19 protein-coding genes and 1 other annotated feature are annotated in these 18,528 nt (G+C 33.9%); of the genes, 12 read left to right on the forward strand and 7 right to left on the reverse strand.

Annotated features, from left to right (window positions below):
- Positions 1-71: 71 nt before the first annotated feature.
- The 3 genes from NST63_RS07755 to NST63_RS07765 are packed head-to-tail and all read right to left on the reverse strand — an operon-like array spanning position 72 to position 2,544.
- On the reverse strand, positions 72-1,235 hold the full coding sequence (locus NST63_RS07755) for an acetoin utilization protein AcuC (protein WP_341041746.1): 1,164 nt from the start codon (positions 1,233-1,235) through the stop codon (positions 72-74).
- Entirely contained in the window at positions 1,232-1,882 is a 651-nt protein-coding gene (locus tag NST63_RS07760) for an acetoin utilization AcuB family protein (protein ID WP_058005583.1), read from the reverse strand. Before NST63_RS07760 ends, NST63_RS07755 begins: the two co-directional genes overlap by 4 nt.
- 29 nt (positions 1,883-1,911) lie before the next feature.
- A complete protein-coding gene (locus tag NST63_RS07765; RefSeq protein WP_212943499.1) occupies positions 1,912-2,544 on the reverse strand; it encodes a GNAT family N-acetyltransferase in 633 nt (210 codons plus the stop codon).
- Positions 2,545-2,804: 260 nt separating this feature from the next.
- On the opposite strand from NST63_RS07765, the gene acsA reads away from it, so the two are divergent.
- Positions 2,805-4,523, forward strand: a complete 1,719-nt coding sequence (gene acsA, locus NST63_RS07770) for an acetate--CoA ligase (protein WP_180211651.1) — start codon at positions 2,805-2,807, stop codon at positions 4,521-4,523.
- 231 nt (positions 4,524-4,754) lie between these two features.
- On the opposite strand, the gene NST63_RS07775 is transcribed toward acsA, so the two are convergent.
- The gene (locus tag NST63_RS07775; protein WP_341041748.1) at positions 4,755-7,586 is read right to left on the reverse strand and encodes a transglycosylase domain-containing protein; all 2,832 of its coding nucleotides are present in this window, start codon (positions 7,584-7,586) and stop codon (positions 4,755-4,757) included.
- Positions 7,587-7,724: 138 nt separating this feature from the next.
- Positions 7,725-7,946 (forward strand) — a binding site (T-box leader).
- A gap of 111 nt (positions 7,947-8,057) precedes the next feature.
- Here NST63_RS07775 and tyrS point away from each other — a divergent pair.
- The gene (gene tyrS, locus NST63_RS07780; protein WP_212943496.1) at positions 8,058-9,317 is read left to right on the forward strand and encodes a tyrosine--tRNA ligase; all 1,260 of its coding nucleotides are present in this window, start codon (positions 8,058-8,060) and stop codon (positions 9,315-9,317) included.
- 118 nt (positions 9,318-9,435) lie between these two features.
- Here tyrS and NST63_RS07785 read toward each other — a convergent pair whose 3' ends face one another.
- Together NST63_RS07785 and NST63_RS07790 are read right to left on the reverse strand one after the other, a co-directional pair.
- Positions 9,436-9,855, reverse strand: a complete 420-nt coding sequence (locus NST63_RS07785) for an ImmA/IrrE family metallo-endopeptidase (RefSeq protein WP_212943493.1) — start codon at positions 9,853-9,855, stop codon at positions 9,436-9,438.
- An 8-nt stretch (positions 9,856-9,863) separates the two neighbouring features.
- Positions 9,864-10,304 carry a helix-turn-helix domain-containing protein gene (locus NST63_RS07790; RefSeq protein ID WP_058005578.1) on the reverse strand — a complete coding sequence of 147 codons (441 nt, stop codon included), beginning with the start codon at positions 10,302-10,304 and terminating at the stop codon, positions 9,864-9,866.
- 109 nt (positions 10,305-10,413) lie between these two features.
- Between NST63_RS07790 and NST63_RS07795 the strand changes: the two genes are divergently transcribed.
- From NST63_RS07795 to NST63_RS07810, 4 genes are all read left to right on the forward strand, one after another.
- Positions 10,414-10,626: a helix-turn-helix transcriptional regulator gene (locus NST63_RS07795; RefSeq protein WP_341041749.1), complete on the forward strand. Its 213-nt coding sequence runs from the start codon at positions 10,414-10,416 to the stop codon at positions 10,624-10,626.
- 629 nt (positions 10,627-11,255) lie between these two features.
- A complete protein-coding gene (locus tag NST63_RS07800; RefSeq protein ID WP_341041750.1) occupies positions 11,256-12,065 on the forward strand; it encodes a conserved phage C-terminal domain-containing protein in 810 nt (269 codons plus the stop codon).
- Positions 12,049-12,333, forward strand: coding sequence for a hypothetical protein (locus NST63_RS07805; protein WP_341041751.1), 285 nt, complete (start codon positions 12,049-12,051; stop codon positions 12,331-12,333). The genes NST63_RS07800 and NST63_RS07805 overlap by 17 nt, the downstream gene beginning before the upstream one ends.
- A 21-nt stretch (positions 12,334-12,354) precedes the next feature.
- Positions 12,355-12,849, forward strand: a complete 495-nt coding sequence (locus NST63_RS07810; protein WP_341044160.1) for a DnaA ATPase domain-containing protein — start codon at positions 12,355-12,357, stop codon at positions 12,847-12,849.
- A gap of 146 nt (positions 12,850-12,995) precedes the next feature.
- On the opposite strand, the gene NST63_RS07815 is transcribed toward NST63_RS07810, so the two are convergent.
- Positions 12,996-13,223 (reverse strand): hypothetical protein, encoded by a 228-nt coding sequence (locus NST63_RS07815; RefSeq protein WP_212943485.1) that lies wholly within the window; start codon positions 13,221-13,223, stop codon positions 12,996-12,998.
- A 451-nt stretch (positions 13,224-13,674) separates the two neighbouring features.
- Here NST63_RS07815 and NST63_RS07820 point away from each other — a divergent pair, with 451 nt between their 5' ends.
- The 6 genes from NST63_RS07820 (at position 13,675) to NST63_RS07845 (ending at position 18,366) form a co-directional block, all read left to right on the forward strand.
- Positions 13,675-13,878 carry an XtrA/YqaO family protein gene (locus NST63_RS07820; protein WP_212943481.1) on the forward strand — a complete coding sequence of 68 codons (204 nt, stop codon included), beginning with the start codon at positions 13,675-13,677 and terminating at the stop codon, positions 13,876-13,878.
- 511 nt (positions 13,879-14,389) lie between these two features.
- Positions 14,390-14,578 (forward strand): hypothetical protein, encoded by a 189-nt coding sequence (locus NST63_RS07825; RefSeq protein ID WP_341041753.1) that lies wholly within the window; start codon positions 14,390-14,392, stop codon positions 14,576-14,578.
- 18 nt (positions 14,579-14,596) lie between these two features.
- Complete coding sequence (locus NST63_RS07830; RefSeq protein ID WP_341041754.1) at positions 14,597-15,064, forward strand: ArpU family phage packaging/lysis transcriptional regulator; 468 nt, start codon at positions 14,597-14,599, stop codon at positions 15,062-15,064.
- 562 nt (positions 15,065-15,626) lie between these two features.
- The gene (locus tag NST63_RS07835) at positions 15,627-16,757 is read left to right on the forward strand and encodes a phosphodiester glycosidase family protein (protein WP_212943477.1); all 1,131 of its coding nucleotides are present in this window, start codon (positions 15,627-15,629) and stop codon (positions 16,755-16,757) included.
- Positions 16,758-17,139: 382 nt separating this feature from the next.
- A complete protein-coding gene (locus tag NST63_RS07840; RefSeq protein ID WP_212943475.1) occupies positions 17,140-17,361 on the forward strand; it encodes a BhlA/UviB family holin-like peptide in 222 nt (73 codons plus the stop codon).
- A 315-nt stretch (positions 17,362-17,676) separates the two neighbouring features.
- Entirely contained in the window at positions 17,677-18,366 is a 690-nt protein-coding gene (locus NST63_RS07845; protein WP_212943474.1) for an N-acetylmuramoyl-L-alanine amidase, read from the forward strand.
- Positions 18,367-18,528 lie beyond the last annotated feature (162 nt).

Genomic DNA, 18,528 nt, shown 5'->3' on the forward strand with positions numbered 1-18,528 from the left:
TTTAAAGAGAGAAGGGCTGTCTACAAATGTGTTCATACACTAATGGGACAACCCTTTTTTTATAATCATTTTTAACGAGACGTTTGCTGTCTAATAAAATGTAATAAACGTTCCACAGTTTGTTTGTTTTTTTCTGTGATTTCTGGTTTTCTTGGTATAGGTTTGTACATATTTTCCGGATCTTCCCATGCGGTTGCTAATGGTATCGGTGCTTTTGCTTTCCACTTATTGACCCATGAAGTTGGAAGTTCACCTTTTACATCTGGATAATTGTTCATTTCTAGCCAAATAAGTGACCATGCTCTAGGAACAACTCTCCAAATATCATATCCACCTCCACCAACAGCAATCCATCTTCCATCACAATATTGATGAGCAAGTTGGTGTGCAAGCTTTGGAATTTTTTTATATATATTAATAGAAGCAGATAAATGGGTAAGTGGGTCATAGTAGTGTGAGTCTGCACCATTTTGAGTAAGAATAACATCAGGTTTAAAATAGGCAGCAACTTCCCTCAAAGCTGTTTCGTAACAGTAGAGCCAAGATTCATCTTCAGTAAATGCATCCACTGGTATATTGAATGAATATCCATAACCCTTACCACTACCCCATTCATTGACATTACCTGTCCCGGGAAATAAATATCTTCCGGTTTCATGAATTGAGAATGTACAGACTGATTCATCATCGTAAAATGACCATTGAACTCCGTCCCCATGATGGGCATCAGTATCAATATATAGAACTCTAGCATTATACTTTTTTTGTAAATATTTGATAGCTACTGAACTATCATTGTAAACACAAAATCCGGAAGCTTTCCCCCTGAATCCATGATGCAATCCTCCGCCTAGATGTACAGCATGTCGACTTTGTCCTGTCATTACTTGATCCACTGCCGTCAATGTACCACCAACAAGTAGGGCACTTGCTTCATGCATTCCAGAAAAAATGGGTGTGTCCTCTGTACCTAATCCATAATTTTCTGCAGTTTCTTCTGATAAACGTCCATTTCCCGCACTTTTCACCGCTTCTATGTAGGATGAATCATGTATTAAGCAAAGCTCTTCATCAGTTGCCATTCTAGGAGGTATGATATCTTCATTTGTTATAGCATTGAGTTCTTTTAATAAATCTAATGTTAATGTCAATCGGAATTGATTAAATGGATGGTCCTTTGAAAAACGATAAGAAAGAAGTTCATCTGAGTAAATAAAAACCGCTTCTTTTGTCATAATGACATTCCAGGCATATTTGGCCATAATACTTGGTAGCCATTTTTTTTAAGATGCTCAATTACAATGATTGGGTTCATTGTTTGAATTCGAAAAACTAGTATTTTATGGTTTGGATCTTTCTTATCGGGATATACGAGCACGCTATGAACATTAACATGATATTGATTGAATATGCCTGTGACTTCGTGTAAAACTCCAGTACGGTTCCGCACTTTAATTTCAATTTGTGAGCCAGGTTGATTGGCTCCAGTTAATTCAACCATAGTTCGGAGGATGTCAGTACCAGTGATAATACCAACTACCTTTTTATTTACGACAATAGGTAAACAACCAATTCGATGTTCATATAAGATACCAGCCACTTCTTCGACAAAGTCTAAAGGATGACCGGTAATTACGTTTGGATTCATTATTTGCTCAAGAGGGATTGTCAATTCTTTTTCCAACCGCTTCTTTTCGAATAGGGGGGATGGAGTTGCATCCTTAATATCACGTTCTGTCACCAAACCTAATAAATGCTGTTCGCTGTCAACGATAGGAATATGACGGATTTTTTTTTCCCTCATAATCAATAAAGCAGAGTGAATCGTATCTTCAGGCTGTAATGTAATAACATCTGTTTTCATTATTTCCTCAATGATCATGCCATTCAACTCCTTGTTTAAGTCATTGACTAATACATAAATCGATTCATGAACCGTAATTGATCAAATTTTTGAACCGAATCATAATCTACTCTTTTTCCGATTCTGACCATTAAACAGTTGGCAGGATGAGAGCTAATTTCAGGGTCATCCGTTGCAAACCATTCTAGCCCGCCTGCTCCCATCATTTTTTCCATCACCTTTCGATACTCCCAGACATTTAGTCCGGTTCCTTTTAAATCCCAGTGCCAATAATATTCAGTCGTAATGGTAATATAATCTTCCATTGCATCATCCATCATTGACACCCTTAACAAGCTTTTTCCAACAGAGCAACCTCTAAATTCTGGTATTACCTCAATTGCCCCTAGTTCTATTAAATTTTCCATTTTTCCTTGCGACCATCTCTCGAGTGGATCGGGGTATAGATATGTTACATAGCCAACAATGGTATTAAATTGTCTAGCAATGATAATTCTACCTTCTGGTAAATTAGCGATTTCAATTAGAGCTTTATGCTGTTGATTGGGAGGACGAAAAGCAACTAAATCTTGATGAAATTCATAACCTGCTAATTGTTCTGAAGAAATTGGACCTTCTATAATTAGACTGCCTTTTGTTGTCTTTAATTCCATCGCATTATATGTTTTTTTATGTTCCATAGTAACACCTCCTATTTCAGCATTTTTATTTAATATACTAAATTTTCATAACAGGATTTCGTACTTATTATACATGATAAGATGATTATCTTAAGAGTAAACTTATGAATGTTTTTAAAATTTTTTAAAAGGTGTAGAAATTATATATTCATAACAGTTCTAAATTCCATTATGCTACTTCCGAAAATTTAAATTTTTTGTGAAATATTTTATTTTATAATATAATAATAGTGTGAATTTTTTAAAAAGGGGGATTTGTAATGAAATTAGTAACGCTGCCATCTGTAAAAGGTGATTATAATCTTAAAAGCTATGAAGATATGTATAATAGTTTTGACTGGAAGGATGTAGAACAAGCCTTCTCATGGTCCGAAACAGGTAAAGTGAATATGGCGTATGAAGCGATAGATCGTCATGCAAATACCTTTCGCAAAAATAAAGTAGCCCTATATTATCGGGATGAAACTAGAAATGAAAAATACACTTTTAAAGAAATGAAAGATCTTTCCAATAAAGCAGGAAATGTTTTTAAAGCATATGGAAATGTTGAAAAAGGGGATCGGGTCTTTATTTTCATGCCTAGATCTCCAGAGTTATATATAGCCACTCTTGGAGCGATTAAATTAGGTGCCATCGTTGGTCCACTTTTCGAAGCATTTATGGAGGGGGCGGTAAAAGACCGCTTAGAGGACAGTGAAGCTAAGGTTTTAGTAACAACACCTGAATTGTTAAAACGTGTACCTGTAGATCAATTACCTGCTCTTAAAACAATATTTATTGTCGGTTCGGATATTGAAGAAGATGATAAATATCTTGATTTTTTAAAGCATGTAAAAACTGCATCAAAAGATTTAGAAATTGAATGGGTGGATCGTACTGATGGCTTAATTCTACACTATACATCTGGTTCAACAGGTAAGCCAAAGGGTGTGCTCCATGTTCATAATGCGATGATTCAACAGTATCAAACGGCAAAATGGGTACTAGATTTACAAGAAGAGGATATTTATTGGTGTACAGCTGATCCTGGCTGGGTTACCGGTACTTCCTATGGAATCTTCGGTCCATGGTTAACAGGAACTTCAAATGTTATTGTTGGTGGACGTTTTAAACCAGAGGATTGGTATAAAACAATTGAAGACTTTAGTGTAACTGTATGGTATAGTGCGCCAACCGCATTTCGTATGTTAATGGGAGCTGGGGATGAAATTATTAAGAAATTTGATTTAAGTTGCCTTAGACATGTTTTAAGTGTGGGTGAGCCGTTAAATCCTGAAGTAATCCGTTGGGGGATGAAGGTATTTAATAAACGTATCCACGATACATGGTGGATGACAGAAACAGGTGCACATTTAATTTGTAATTATCCTTGTATGGAAATTAAACCTGGATCGATGGGTAAACCAATTCCGGGTGTGGAAGCAGCGATTATTGATGATCAAGGAAATGAACTGCCTCCGAATAGAATGGGAAATTTAGCGATTAAAAAAGGTTGGCCATCAATGATGCACACAATTTGGAATAACCAAGCAAAATATGACTCATATTTTTTTCCGTCAGGATGGTATGTTTCAGGGGATTCAGCCTATATGGATGAAGATGGATATTTCTGGTTCCAAGGAAGAGTGGACGATGTAATTATGACCTCTGGGGAACGTGTGGGCCCATTTGAGGTAGAGAGCAAATTATTAGAACATCCAGCGGTCGCTGAGGCGGGAGTTATTGGGAAACCAGATCCAGTTCGTGGTGAAATTATTAAAGCATTTGTTGCTTTATTAGAGGGATATGAAGAATCAGATGAACTAAAAGAGGAAATTCGTCAATTCGTGAAAACGGGTTTAGCGGCTCATGCAGCTCCTAGGGAAATTGAATTCCGTGATAAACTTCCGAAAACAAGAAGTGGAAAAATCATGCGTAGAGTCCTTAAAGCATGGGAGTTAGATCTTCCTACTGGAGATTTATCTACGATGGAGGACTAAATAAAGGAAGTTTTCAGCAGATAGTTATTCGAAAAACTTTACTTAAATAGCAACAATCTTTGAGAAAAGAGCCTAAATGTAATATGTTTAGGCATAGAGTAGGTAAGAGCAAGGCTCTTGATTAGAGCTGACAAGATGTCTTAACTTTGTAATCAATATTAAATATTATCGCTTTAAAATAAACAAAAAGCCCGCATCGATGATGCGGGCTTTTTAAAGTCATTGAAATGATTACGGATTTGGTATCGTATCTTCATCTCCTGGATTTTCTTCATTATTAGTATTCTTGTCATTTTCATCAGGTGTCTCATTTTCAGGTGGTTTTTCTTGTTTGATCGTACCAATTGTGACTTTATTGGAAGGACCTGATTGTTTTCCAGCAATGTCAACTGCTACAACAAAATATTCACCATTTCCCAATGATATGGATAAATTGGACCCAGCGTGAATAGAGCCCACCTGCTGACCGCCACTTGTAAAGACACGATATCCAATTACATCTGGACTTCCCGAAGCACTCCAAACTAATTTATTACCAGAGACATTGGCATTTACCGATGAAGGTGCTTTACCATCATCACTCATTTTATTTTCTGGTGCCATGATTTTTTCCCATAAAGGGTGACCCTCTGGGATTATTTGATTTGCATCGATCTTACCACCTTGTGATAGTTTCTTGATAAAATCAGGATTTAGCATCAGACCAGATTGAGAAAACTCTGCAGGTGTAGAATCAAGTGCCATATATTTCTTTCCATTTATGACTACATATTTACCTTGAATTAGACTATTGTCTACTTCAGTTGGAACATATTTTGCGTTAAATAAGTCAGTACGAACTAATCCAGCACTGGAACACCCTTGAGAAGGAAGCATACCTGAAATTGCACAGAAGGATCGTTGGACAATTCCACTAGGCATCTTAAATCGTTCCTTTGTAGCAATTAAATTTGGATCTGCATCATAGGCAGAATTTATCAACTTACTCCATATTTGATAGTTTCTATGATCATATCCTCGTACTTGGCTACTTGGTGTATCATATCCTATCCAAGTACCAAATGTAATATTGGGATTCGAAGCAACAAGCCATGCATCATTATAGTCATTACTTGTTCCTGTTTTGCCTGCCCAGTCAGTTGAAAAGTTCAACATTCCAGGTACGGAGGCAGCAGTACCATATTTAAAAACATCTCTCATCATATCCAGCATTAAATATGAAGTTTGGCTACTGAATACGTCAACAGGCTCTACTTTATGCTTATAGATAATCTTCCCGTCTTGGTCAGTGATTTTATCGATCATATAGGCATCAATAAATTTACCATTATTTGCGAAGGTAGTATAAGCATTAACGTTTTCTTCAACTGTTACTCCCTTTGTTAAACCTCCTAAGGCCACACTCAATACTTCATAATCAACATCTGTTAAATCGGAGAATCCCATTTTAGCAAGATATTGAGCTGGTCTTTTATTAATGATACGTTGATAAACTTTTATCGCAGTTACATTATGTGATTTAGCCAAAGCTTCTCGAGTGGTTACAAGGCCATAATATTTTCCTGTAACATAATTGCTTGGCCATGCTCTTCCTTCAACTCTAATTCCAGTATCAGAATCTGCAATTACCGTTCCAGGTGCGGTAACGCCCATCTCCATTGCAGGTGCATAAACGAGTAAAGGCTTCATCGTTGATCCATTTGGTCGTCTTCCTTGGGTAGCATGATTTAGTTGCTCTTGCTTGAAGTCTCTACCCCCAACAAAACTAAGTATTTTACCTGTTTTGTTTTCTATCATGATGCCCCCAATTTGAACGGGTTCGACATAGGATTCTTCTTCACCTGTTTCCTTATTAACTCTAGTTACAGTTTTATCAGGACCGTAGTTTTTGAACTCATCTTTAGTCTTCTGCATATTATCATAGATCTTTTTATTAATGGTTGTATGAATGTTATAACCATTTTGTCTAATATTACGATCTGCTAGAGTGATATATTTTTCGTACAACTTAGCATTTTTATTTAGATCTTTTTCTTTATAACCATCTTTTTCTGCAAGCATAATAGCTATAATATTTTTTGCCCGTTGTTCAATTTCGTTTGTTAGCCATGGATATTTATCAAGTGGATTTTTTTGAGGCTTTATAAAATCTTTAACAATATCATAATTGATCGTTTCTTTGTATTGTTTATCTGTAATATATCCATTTTCATTCATACGGTGTAGAACTAGTTTCATCCGATTTAAACCAGGTTCTAAGCCTTCCTTACTTTTTAGCTTGCCATCATTTGTAAAAGGTGTGTACATAAAAGGGCTTTGTGGTAAACCTGCAATAAAGGCTGATTGTGCTAAATTTAAATCTTTTGCTGAGACACCAAATATTCCTTTAGCAGCTGATTCAACCCCACCAATATTTTGACCAGATGAATTTCTTCCAAATGTAGAAACATTCATATACGCTTCTAAAATCTCATCTTTCTTAAAGAATTGTTCAAGTCGAAGAGCTAAGAGAACTTCTTTAGCCTTTCGATCAAAAGAGACTTCATTTGTAAGTATTTGGTTTTTTATTATTTGCTGTGTTAATGTACTACCTCCAGTTTGCATTGAGGAATTGGTTACTTCTTGAAATACTGCACGTAGTAGGGCTTTTGGCACGATACCATTATGTTCATAGAAATATTTATCTTCCGTTGCGATTAAGGCGTCTTTGAGGTATTTTGACACATTTTCAATTTTTACTTCTTCACGTTCTAAATCAGAGCGTACTTTTCCTAAATAAACATTATCTGCAAAGTAAAGATTGGAGGTTTCCTCATAATTATAAATATCTTTTTTCATTTGGGCGTATGAACGAGTAGGTTCATCTTTCACTAGTGAGGCGAAATACCCTGCACCGATCCCTCCAGCAAATGCTCCACCTATAATACAAACAATAAATAATATTAATAATAAGTTCCAGATAACTCCATAGGTTATTCTTGAATTTTTTTGTAGTCTTTCATTTTGGAAAAAAGAGAAAAACTTTTGGAGAGTTTTTACCCATTTGTTTGATGTTTCTTTCATTATATACCCCCTTAAAATCACCTACATTATAGCATAATTTACTATGGAAAATGTTAAAATCGATCGAATTCTGAAATTAATTGACATTCATTTTTATTTATGTTTAAAATAGATTAAGTTTTCATACACAACTACATAGAATAAGCATTGAGAGGAAAAAGTAGTCTTTCTATCCCTGTTATTGTAGAGAGTCGATGGTTGGTGAGAATCGATACAAATAGCTTAGATGAATTACTTCCTGGAGCTTTTACTGTGAAAAAAGTAAGTAGCAGTAAACGGATTAAACCGTTATAGAATAAGAGTGGAGAAATTATATTTTTCTCAAGTTGGGTGGTACCACGGTAAATAGTCGTCCCTTCGCATGATTGCGAAGGGACGTTTTTATTTCTCTACAAATTTCTAATTGAATTGGTTTTTCAGAAAATCATTCACTAATTGAAAACTACATTTTTTACATGAAGGAGAGGTAGCATGAATTTATTAGAGGAATTACAATGGAGAGGTATTATTTATCAGCAAACAGATGAGGATGGAATCAGTGAAGTATTAGATAAGGAAAAAATTTCTTTGTACTGTGGAATTGACCCAACTGCTGATAGTATGCATATTGGTCATTTACTTCCATTTTTAACATTAAGAAGATTTCAAAGGGAAGGGCATCGTCCCATCGTTTTAGTTGGTGGAGCTACTGGCCTCATCGGAGATCCAAGTGGTAAGAAGGAAGAACGTAAGCTTCAAACATTAGAAACCGTTGAATATAATGTGAAAAGTATTAAGCAACAACTGGAACAAATCTTTGATTTTGAAGGCGAAAATGGCGCAATTATGACGAATAACTATGATTGGGCAGGATCAATGGATTTAGTCACATTTTTACGTGACTACGGGAAATACATTGGTGTTAATTATATGCTAGCAAAAGATACAATTGCATCTCGCCTTGATACAGGTATTTCATTTACTGAGTTTACTTATACGATTTTACAAGCTATTGATTTTTACCATCTACACAAAAATCATAACTGTAGAATGCAAATTGGTGGAAGTGACCAATGGGGAAATATTACAACTGGTTTAGAGCTGATTCGTAAAATGAATCCTGAAGGGGAAAAAGCCTTTGGCTTAACGATTCCTTTAGTGACAAAAGCAGATGGAACGAAATTTGGTAAAACAGAAAGTGGCGCAATATGGTTAGATCCAGAAAAGACATCACCATATGAATTCTATCAATTTTGGATTAATACAGCAGATGCAGATGTTGTGAAGTATCTTAAATACTTTACCTTCTTATCTCGTGAGGAAATCGAGAAGCTTGAGAAAGCTGTTGAAGAAGAACCACATTTACGTCATGCACAAAAAGCATTAGCAGAAGAAATGACTCGTTTAATTCATGGCGAAGATTCGTTAAAGCAAGCTATAAAAATTACAGATGCTCTTTTCAGTGGAGAAGTAAAAAATTTGACAGCTGAAGAAATAAAACAAGGCTTTAAAGATGTTCCATCATTTAATTTCAGTAATAGCGAAGAAATAGGGTTAGTTGACTTATTAGTGGAAGCTAAAATTTCACCTTCTAAACGACAAGCTCGTGAAGATATTCAGAATGGAGCAGTCTATATAAATGGTGATAGAAATACAGATGTACAGTATGTGTTAGGTGAACAGGATCGTATTGAAGAGCAATTTACGATTATACGTAGAGGGAAGAAAAAGTATTTCCTTATCCGTTATTAATGATAATAGATAAAAATAATCTGCACCATAATTGTTAGAATCAATAACATTAACAATAGTGGTGCAGTTTTTTCTGGTTATATCCTTTAACTATGTTTCCAATGAAGGTAAAAAAATTTTAGTAGTTTAATTTAGTTAAGTTTTTTGGAATTTTATATTGCTCTAATGCTTCATATAAAGTGATATTTTCTACTTCCAACATACTGTCTGGAAATAATAATTCTATTGCAAAAATATTTGCTTCTTTTTCCTTTTTATCTGTAGAGTAAAAGGTACTCTTTTTTAAGAAAGGAGTATTTACCTCTGGATGTAAAATTACATGTCCTAATTCATGACCACAAATGAACTTTTTTCCATATTCACTTGCTTTTTCATTTATATGAATAATAGGAACCCTGAAATTTTTGCTAAAATATCCAAGTGTATTTCCTAAATTTTCATAAGTTATAATTATTCCCATCATTTTTGCAATCTTAAATGGACAGTTTGTCCCATATTTATCTATAAGTTCATTGGCTTTCCCCTTTATTGATAACATCAAAACACCTACTTACGATATTTTTTAGGAGTGAACTTTTGTTTTGCAATCCTTTTAGCTAATCTTAAAGAATTCTCTAATGAAGCAATCAATAATTCACGATCCTCATCATCCATATCGTCGAGAGTTTGACCATCAAATGCAGCATAACTCCCTTTGTTGTTTAAACCATCAATCATTTTCTGAAGTTCTTTTTTTATATCTCTTTCATCTTTTTCTGTAAGTTCTGGGTTAAAAGTTTCATCTTTCTTTTCAGATCTACCAAGTAAGTAATCTGTGGTCGTATCTAAGATACTTGCAATTTGATTTAAGACTTCTGCACTTGGCTTAGTTCTTCCACGTTCGATATGACCTAAATTTGATCGTCCCATACCTAACTTTTTAGCTACATCTTCTTGAGTTAACCCCTTTTCTAATCTACGCTCTTTTATCCTTTTACCTAAAGACATAAATGTTCCCCCTGAAAAAAAATATAAAAAATGGTCCTAAAAATAATTGACGGTACTATAAGTACCATTTATAATCAAGGTACATCAAATGTTAAGTGAGGTGAAAATGTTGACTGCTCAAAAAAGACAAGCACTTATTGAATCAAGGCAAGCTCTTAGATTAACCCGTACTGAACTTGCAACGTTAGTAGGTGTAAGTTTCGAGCACATAAAAAGTCTTGAATATGGAAGAGTCAATCCTAGTATTCACTTAATGTATAAATTATGTAAGGAATTGAATTCCACACCAGAAGAACTATTTAAAGACATCATTTGTGTTTGAGGGTATTCGTTGTACCTATTATTGAGTATAGGTAGTAATAATGGTACTGTCAATACCTATTTTAACTCTTTTATTTTTTTGTTGATAATGGTACTTAGAGTACCGTTAGTACTTAGGAGGTGAACATTCTTGTTTTTTAATCAAATTAACGTTGAATTAAACCAAAAAAGAAACCCGCATGCAATTATTTTTAGAAAATGAGTTTTTACATGATTCTCGAATGAAGGAAGGAAAACAATATTGGTTTTATAGTCAAGGTCTTGAAGGATGAAATAATGAATGGTAATGACTAGGGCGTGGACAGACGCATTTAAGAAGAATTAATTCAAATGAATTCTATTCTTTTTGGTACCCATGGTAATGCTTATAGGCATCCTGATTAGCGCATTTTTTCTAAATTAAATCCTAACCTATTTTAAATGCTTTTCAATTAACTGAATCATATTAATAGAACAAAAGGTTTTTAACAGAAATTATTAAAGGAATGCTAAAAGGTATTGGTTATATGAAGCATGATTACCGAGAAAGAAATAGCAGTAAGTGCTGCAACACCTACTGCAAATAAGAAAATAATTTAGTTACTACTACCTTATCATTATTTTTATTTCCAAACAATAAGAGGTGAGGATATGGCAAGATTTCGAATGGTTCATACTGAATTTTGGGATGATCCTAAAGTGATTGAAGAAATGACACCAGAGGATAAATATTTCTTTTTATATCTTCTTACAAATTCTAATACTACTCAAATAGGAATCTACCAAATTACAAAAAAACAAATGGCATTTGATATGGGTTACTCACTTGAAAGTGTAAATGTCTTGTTAGAGAGATTTATCAATCATCATAAAATCGTTCGTTTTAGTACTGAATCACGAGAAATAGCCCTTAAAAATTGGGGAAGATATAACTTCAATAAAGGTGGAAAGCCAATTATAGATTGCGTTAAGTCTGAGCTAAAAGCTGTTAAAGATACATCATTAATTCAGTATGTTGGTGAACGAATCGAAAAAAAAGATATCAAAAGATTGTACGAGGCGTATTACGAATCGTCAACGTCAGGTGGACAAGAAAAAGAATTAGAAAAAGAAGAAAAAGAAGAAAAAGAAGAAAAAGAAGAAAAAGAATTTATTCCTTATGAGGAAGTTGTTTCATATCTAAATTTAAAAACTAATTCTTCGTATCGGTTTACATCTAAAAAAACACAAAATTTAATTAAAGCACGATGGAATGAAGGATTTAAACTAGAGGATTTTAAAAATGTCATTGATAAGAAATCAGTAGAATGGCTGAAGGATGATAAAATGAATAAATTTCTAAGACCAGAGACATTGTTTGGAACCAAGTTTGAATCTTATCTAAATCAAAAAGGCGGTGGGTCCAATAGAAAAACTAACGAAACCGCACAGTTTGCAGAAGAGTATGATCTTCCATTCTGAATACTGCCAAGAACATACATACAGAAAGAATGGGAAAGAGATTGTAAATCCTATTCAAAAAATGGTCATCGGGGGACATGTTGTTTGCCCTCGATGCGAATTAGAAAAAGAGCATCAAGCTTTAACAAATGAGGTACAAGCTTACTATGATGGTATTCAGAGTCAGAAAATATATAACATATTTTTAAATAAAAGCATTATAACTGATCAAACCATTTTAAATGCTTCATTTGAAAATTATGAAACAAGCATTCAAGAAGAGCGGTAAAATAAAAGCACGTGCATCGAAATTGCAGAGAGATTAAAAAGTGGACAAGTATTTAATCCATTTTTGCAAGGTATACAAGGAACGGGGAAAAGTCATTTAGCCTATTCTATTCTTAAAAGAATCAATGATGCCAAGTTAAATAAATCATGTTTATTCATAAATGTTGAGGACATGATGAGGAAGATTAAAGATTCCTTTAGTAATCGTCAAAGTAAATATACAGAACGGTACTTTGTTGATTTACTGTCGTCTGTAGATTTCCTAGTACTAGATGATGTTGGAGCTGAAACAGGAGCCATTGATACGGATAAAACAGCTTCAGACTTTGTGCAACGGATTTTATATGCAATTACTACTACAAGACAAGATAAAGCGACTATTCTAACAACTAATTTATCCAGCGAAGTACTTTTCAAAATGTATGATAAGAAATTAGTATCAAGACTTTTGAAAAACCCAAAGTATGTGCTATTTAAAGAAACTAAAGATAAGAGATTAGCAAGTATTCCATTTTAAGAGAATGGAGGATCAAATTTATTCAACAATCTTTGTGATCCTAGGATTAATACAAAAAACAAAAGAGGTAATACGAGAGTATAATAAAAAACTGAAAGTCTTAAGGATAGGTACGATTCAAGCAGTAACAATAAGGAAGGGAGCAATTACTCCCCTAGCATAGTTGCCTTAGCTGCAGAGCCTTCCGAAGTCAATCGATACATGCCAAAAACTACTGAATTCGCCTGAACAAAATCTTTACGCATTAAATTTTTAAGAGACTGATTTACTTCGGATTGCTTCCAACTAGGTAGCTGATCAGCAATCTGTATCGGTGTCTGCCACTCTGTGGTTAATGCATGTAATACGGATTGTTCATTAGGAGTCAATTTCATATTTTATATCTCCCTTTTTTAAGATTCAAATAATGTATATGATACCACTTTCTGAAGAATTTGAAAAATATAGAGATGACGGAACACATTAGTATGCGTGTTATCTAAAGATTGTAATCAATTGAACTTCTTAGATTTATTTGCAGGAATAGACGGATTGGTTTAGGAATGGAAATTGCAGGACTTGTTGTGTTGGATATGTAGAAATAGATTATTTTCGTTAGAAAATTTTTATCAGGCAATGCAAATACAGAAGGGCAGTGAATTGCTAATGACATTATATCAGTCAGATGGATTTCCAGAAATGCTAATCGATTTTGTTGTAACTTCCTATAATTTTATTAAAAACAGAATTAATAGAATAAAGTATGGTAATAATCCTTGTGTTGGTTATTAGTTATTGGTCAATGATCTATTCTAGGGATCCAAGAAACCATTAGGAGGGGTATTGGTGAGAGCGAAAGAACTAGATATTAATATAGAGGATCTGTCTATAAAAAAGGAACTTGAACTTGGGAAAGTTTTAGTTGTAATTTTAGATGGAAATCAAAGAAAAGTTAAGTGTGTAGAAGCCGTTGAACACGGTTTTACAATTATAGAGACAGCTAAGGGGAAAGCTACTAAAATTAAATTTGAAGAGGGTGAACTTTTTTAACAATTGATAGGGTGTTAATTATGTTGCCTTCACAAAAAATTGAGATAGATTTTAAAATTATCGATATTTTAAAAGGCTGATTTCGTATCATATGTTGCTTTTGTAAAAGCACAACTACCGGCTTCTACTCCCAATAAAGGATTCCAGCGGTTCTTATGGAGATTGCAGCTCTTTTCTCAGTAAAATGAAACGTGTAGCGATCCTCAGTTGATATTTATTAGTTATAACTTTACTTAAATAGCAACAATGTTTGAGAAAAGACTTTTTAAAAAAGGTAATAGCGTCTCAATTGATTGTATTGTACCAGTAATCTTAGAGATAACATTCATTTAATTCAAGGGTGATTTCTTTCTTAAAAGAAGAAAATACTAAATTGATTGTACCTTTCATTCATGAAAAAGATTATGAGGAAATAGAAGAGTCCAAGACCGAAAGCGTGAGGACACGAAGCGACAGCTTTTTATGCTGCCGTATCGTGTCTTTTTTTATTTGTTTAAAAGGGGATGAAGAAATGAATAAATCATTTAAAGAACAACTAAATCAATGGGAAAAACAATATAAGGATTTGATTAGAAAAGAGCGTGAGACGAACAGAAGGCGGAAATTAGAGAGTTTATCTGATGATGAGATAAAAGATCTTATGGGAGTGAATCGAGATACTTATAGACGTGGTAGAGGTGGAGCAATCCGAAGAAAGTAGAAGGTCGAGGGTGATAAAATGAAACAGTTAGATTTTCAATTAGATCAAATTAATCGCGTAGAAACAAAGAAAAATGTAGAAAAAGCATTAGAAAAATACCGTATTATGCTTCTTACTCAAGAATTAGATCGTTTACCGAAAGTAACTCAAGATTTCTCAATTGTACCGCCTGCAAAAACAAATAAATTTTATTCTTCAACAGAAGATGCTGCTGTTGCTAATGCTGATTATGAAAGGGAAAGAAGTGAATACATTAGACGCATTAGTATGGCTGTGAATCGCCTTGGGTATAAAGAAAGAGCCATTTTAATAGATCGATATATGACCGAAGATGATGTTTATGATTATGAAGTTTACAATAACATGAATTTAAGCGAAAGAACTTACCACAGAATTAAATCAAGAGCTATTTATAAATTGGCATTTGTCTTACGATTAGAAGTTTATAAAAGAGATATTTCTAATCATAGGCATGAACAAACCTAATTTATCTACTTTCTGTTACAGGCACTATTTGAGATAAAGTCAAAAAATATAATAATATATCATCATGCGAATTACATTAATATTCATTGCTTTTTGAAATTAATTTAAAATAATGGCAGAACTATGGCAGGAAAATGACAGAACAAAAGGGGATTTATGTGTTAAATTTATATCATAGACAATTGATCAAAGGAGCCAGCAATCGTTGGTTCCTTTTCTTTTTACTCCATTACCGGTTACATTGTTTTCATAATCCCTAAGAAATGAATCAGGATGATTCGCGATTACACCGCAAAAAGGAAGGGCATTAATTAACATTACTAACCATCAAGAGTAAAATATTAAAAGAATTTTGGGCAATGGGAAATGAAGACCCATTAAAGGAATGGAGCAAGAACATTGTTTATTTTAAGCTACTGTTCTAAAAGAAAAGAGAGTATAAAAAGGGAAAGCATCCAAAGTATTGGGTGCTTTTTTTATGCCTTAAGGAGGTGAGGTTATGAAATAAATTCTAAATAGGTTACTCGTAAAAAACATTATTACAACAAGGAGAGAGATAATTATGGAAATCTATACTACTGAATTACAACAAGAGGATGTAAACACAATACTTAATAGCTCTGCATTTGTACAAAATATTAAAGTTGTCAAAGAAAGAGATGCTACGTCTGGAACGGACTATTGGATAACAACGGTAAAAAATAAGGACTCAGATGGAAATTTAATTAAATTAAAAAGAGGTTTTGCACCTGCAACTACTGAAGATAATAAGGCTATTTCTGTGAGGAAATTTGCTAATGATAATAGAGTTACTTTTGCTGTGAATGCTTCAATTTTCAATACGACAACTTATGAAATTACTGGTACTCATATCTTTAATTCACAGATTCTTAATGAGAATAAAACCCTTCAAAGATATACTTTAGGAATTAAAGCTGATAATACTCTAACATACTATAATCCTGGTACTTCCGCTCAGCAAATGCTTGCTGATGGGTGTGTGAATGCATTGACAGCTTTCACTCCGTTAATTTCTAATGGTGTTGCTGTTTCACAAAGTATACTTGATACCAACGCAAATGGTTCTGTAAGAAATCCTAGACAAGTCATTGGACAAATGGCCAATAAAGACTTGGTGTTTTTTACTTGTGAAGGGAGAAAACCAGACCAAGCAGGAATGTTAGATAAGGATGTCATTCGTATCCTTTTAGCGAAAAATGTACAGTTTGCCTATATGCTTGATGGTGGTGGTTCTACAGAAACTGTTATTCGAGGACATTTAATGAATACGCCTATCGACGATAATGGTTTTACTGAAAGACATGTTCCGGATTTTCTATATTTTTCTAAGGAAATGCAAATCCCTAGAGATATAGATCTTGCGAATATTCATGAAGATATCGGTGAAGTGAAAAAGAAACTTGATGATACAACTAATTCAATTGGTGAATTCTCTCCAAAAACTAAAGTTGTTACTAGTTTGAATGATTTAAAAGAAAATGGTATCTACTGGATCAACGGTCAATCTGCTGGTGCACCAAATACAGAAAGTGCTTGGGCTGTTCTCCATATTCAACATAGTGATTGGAATGCATTGCAGCTAGCAATTCCGTATCATTGGAGCAAAAATACACTTCAAAGCCGAAGAACTGATCCAAAAGAAAAAAAATGGTTTGCTTGGCGTTCAGTATAAGTTATTTACTGAATTTCTAATGATCTTTAAGAAAAGGTAGTAACAGTTACACGGTGGCGGAATAGGTAGACGCTTGGCAAGGTGGGATAAGAAACTAACACTATAAATCTATATTATGGTGTTCTCCCTTTAATCCTAGTTTCATGTAAGGTGCAAATCCTTACCCGTGTTTAAGTCATATAGAAATGTAAAGCATTCATTTTTGGGTGCTTTTTTATATGGAGGCGGGTTATGTATTAGCGCTACTTAAACTTTGTCATTTGGAATGGTAATTAGTGCATCTCTAACTGAATGTGAATCATACCAGGCTAAGACATACACCAAGACCTCAGCAACGCTTTGAATCGATCAAGGCTATTTTTTATATAGGTGGTGATATCATATGGATGCAAGTTTAGCACAATATTTTTTAACACAAGGACCCTTTGCGGTCCTATTTGTTTGGCTTTTTTATTCTTCAAGAAAGGAAAGCCAAGAAAGAGAAAAACAATTGTATCAAACGATTGATAATCAGAATGAAATCATTAAAAGGTTTAGTACAAAGTACGACATCATTATAACAAAATTAGATGACATGGAGGAGCGATTACCATTCAAAGAGTAATCGTCTTTTTTTATTGCTTGAAAGGAGGTGAGGTCAATGGTTAAAGGTACAGTCATATTGGCTATTTTAGTGAATTAGTTTCTAGAGGGTTTCAGACTTTATGAAAAACCAGGAACAGAGGAAGAACAATAGTAGTTTTATCAGGTGGATTTACTGCTTCAATGGTTTGGTTCAAAAACTTACTGCAAAAGGAAAGAAACAAAGAGAAGTTTTAAAAGCTAGAGGGTTACTAAGTAATCAATCAATTTTTTTGTCAGATAGCCTGTACCAAATAGTAAGGAAAATCATTTTATATATTAAAGGAGTAGATGCTAAATGTTTAAATTATTTTTAGATCCAGGTCATGGTGGTAGTGATCCAGGTGCAGTAGGTAATGGGATTCAAGAAAAGGATATTACTTTAAAGATTGCTACAAAAATAAGGGATTTTCTCTTAAATGAGTACAGTGATGTATCTATTCTTATGTCTAGAACTGGGGATACGTATCCAACATTAAGTGACCGTACAAATGCAGCCAATTCATGGGGAGCTAACTATTTCTTGTCCATTCATATTAATGCTGGGGGTGGAACTGGATTTGAAAGCTTTGTTTATCCTGGAGTAGGTACTCCGACAACTACTTATCAATCTACTATTCATAATGAAGTAATGAAACTTAATCAATTATCGGATAGAGGGAAAAAACAAAGTAACCTTCATGTACTACGTGAATCTAATATGCCTGCTCTTTTAACTGAAAATGGATTTATTGATAACGCTAATGACGCGGCAAAAATGAAAAGTGATTCTTGGATAACAGATGTAGCTCGTGGTCATGTGAATGGCTTAGCTAAAGCTTTTAATTTACAAAAGAAGGGTGGGGCAGTTTATCACACTGTTATTGCGGGTGATACAGTATATTCACTAAGTAGACAGTATGGAAGCACTATTCAGCAGATACGTGATTGGAATGATCTTGATGCGAATTATACAATTTATGTAGGACAAGTATTGAGAGTTAAATAATAAATTAATTGAACAAAAAAATGAGCTCTTCTCAATAGAGAGGGGCTTTTTCTTATTTAACTAACGCCCCTTCCAGTTTAAGTACATTTTTTCGCAAACTTAATAAAAAAGTTAAATTATTAGATTTAACAACGGTTATATATCAATATAAAATAAGAATTT

Origin of the sequence: Heyndrickxia sp. FSL W8-0496 (assembly GCF_038007825.1) — a bacterium.
GTDB classification, from domain to species: Bacteria; Bacillota; Bacilli; order Bacillales; family Bacillaceae_C; genus Heyndrickxia; species Heyndrickxia oleronia.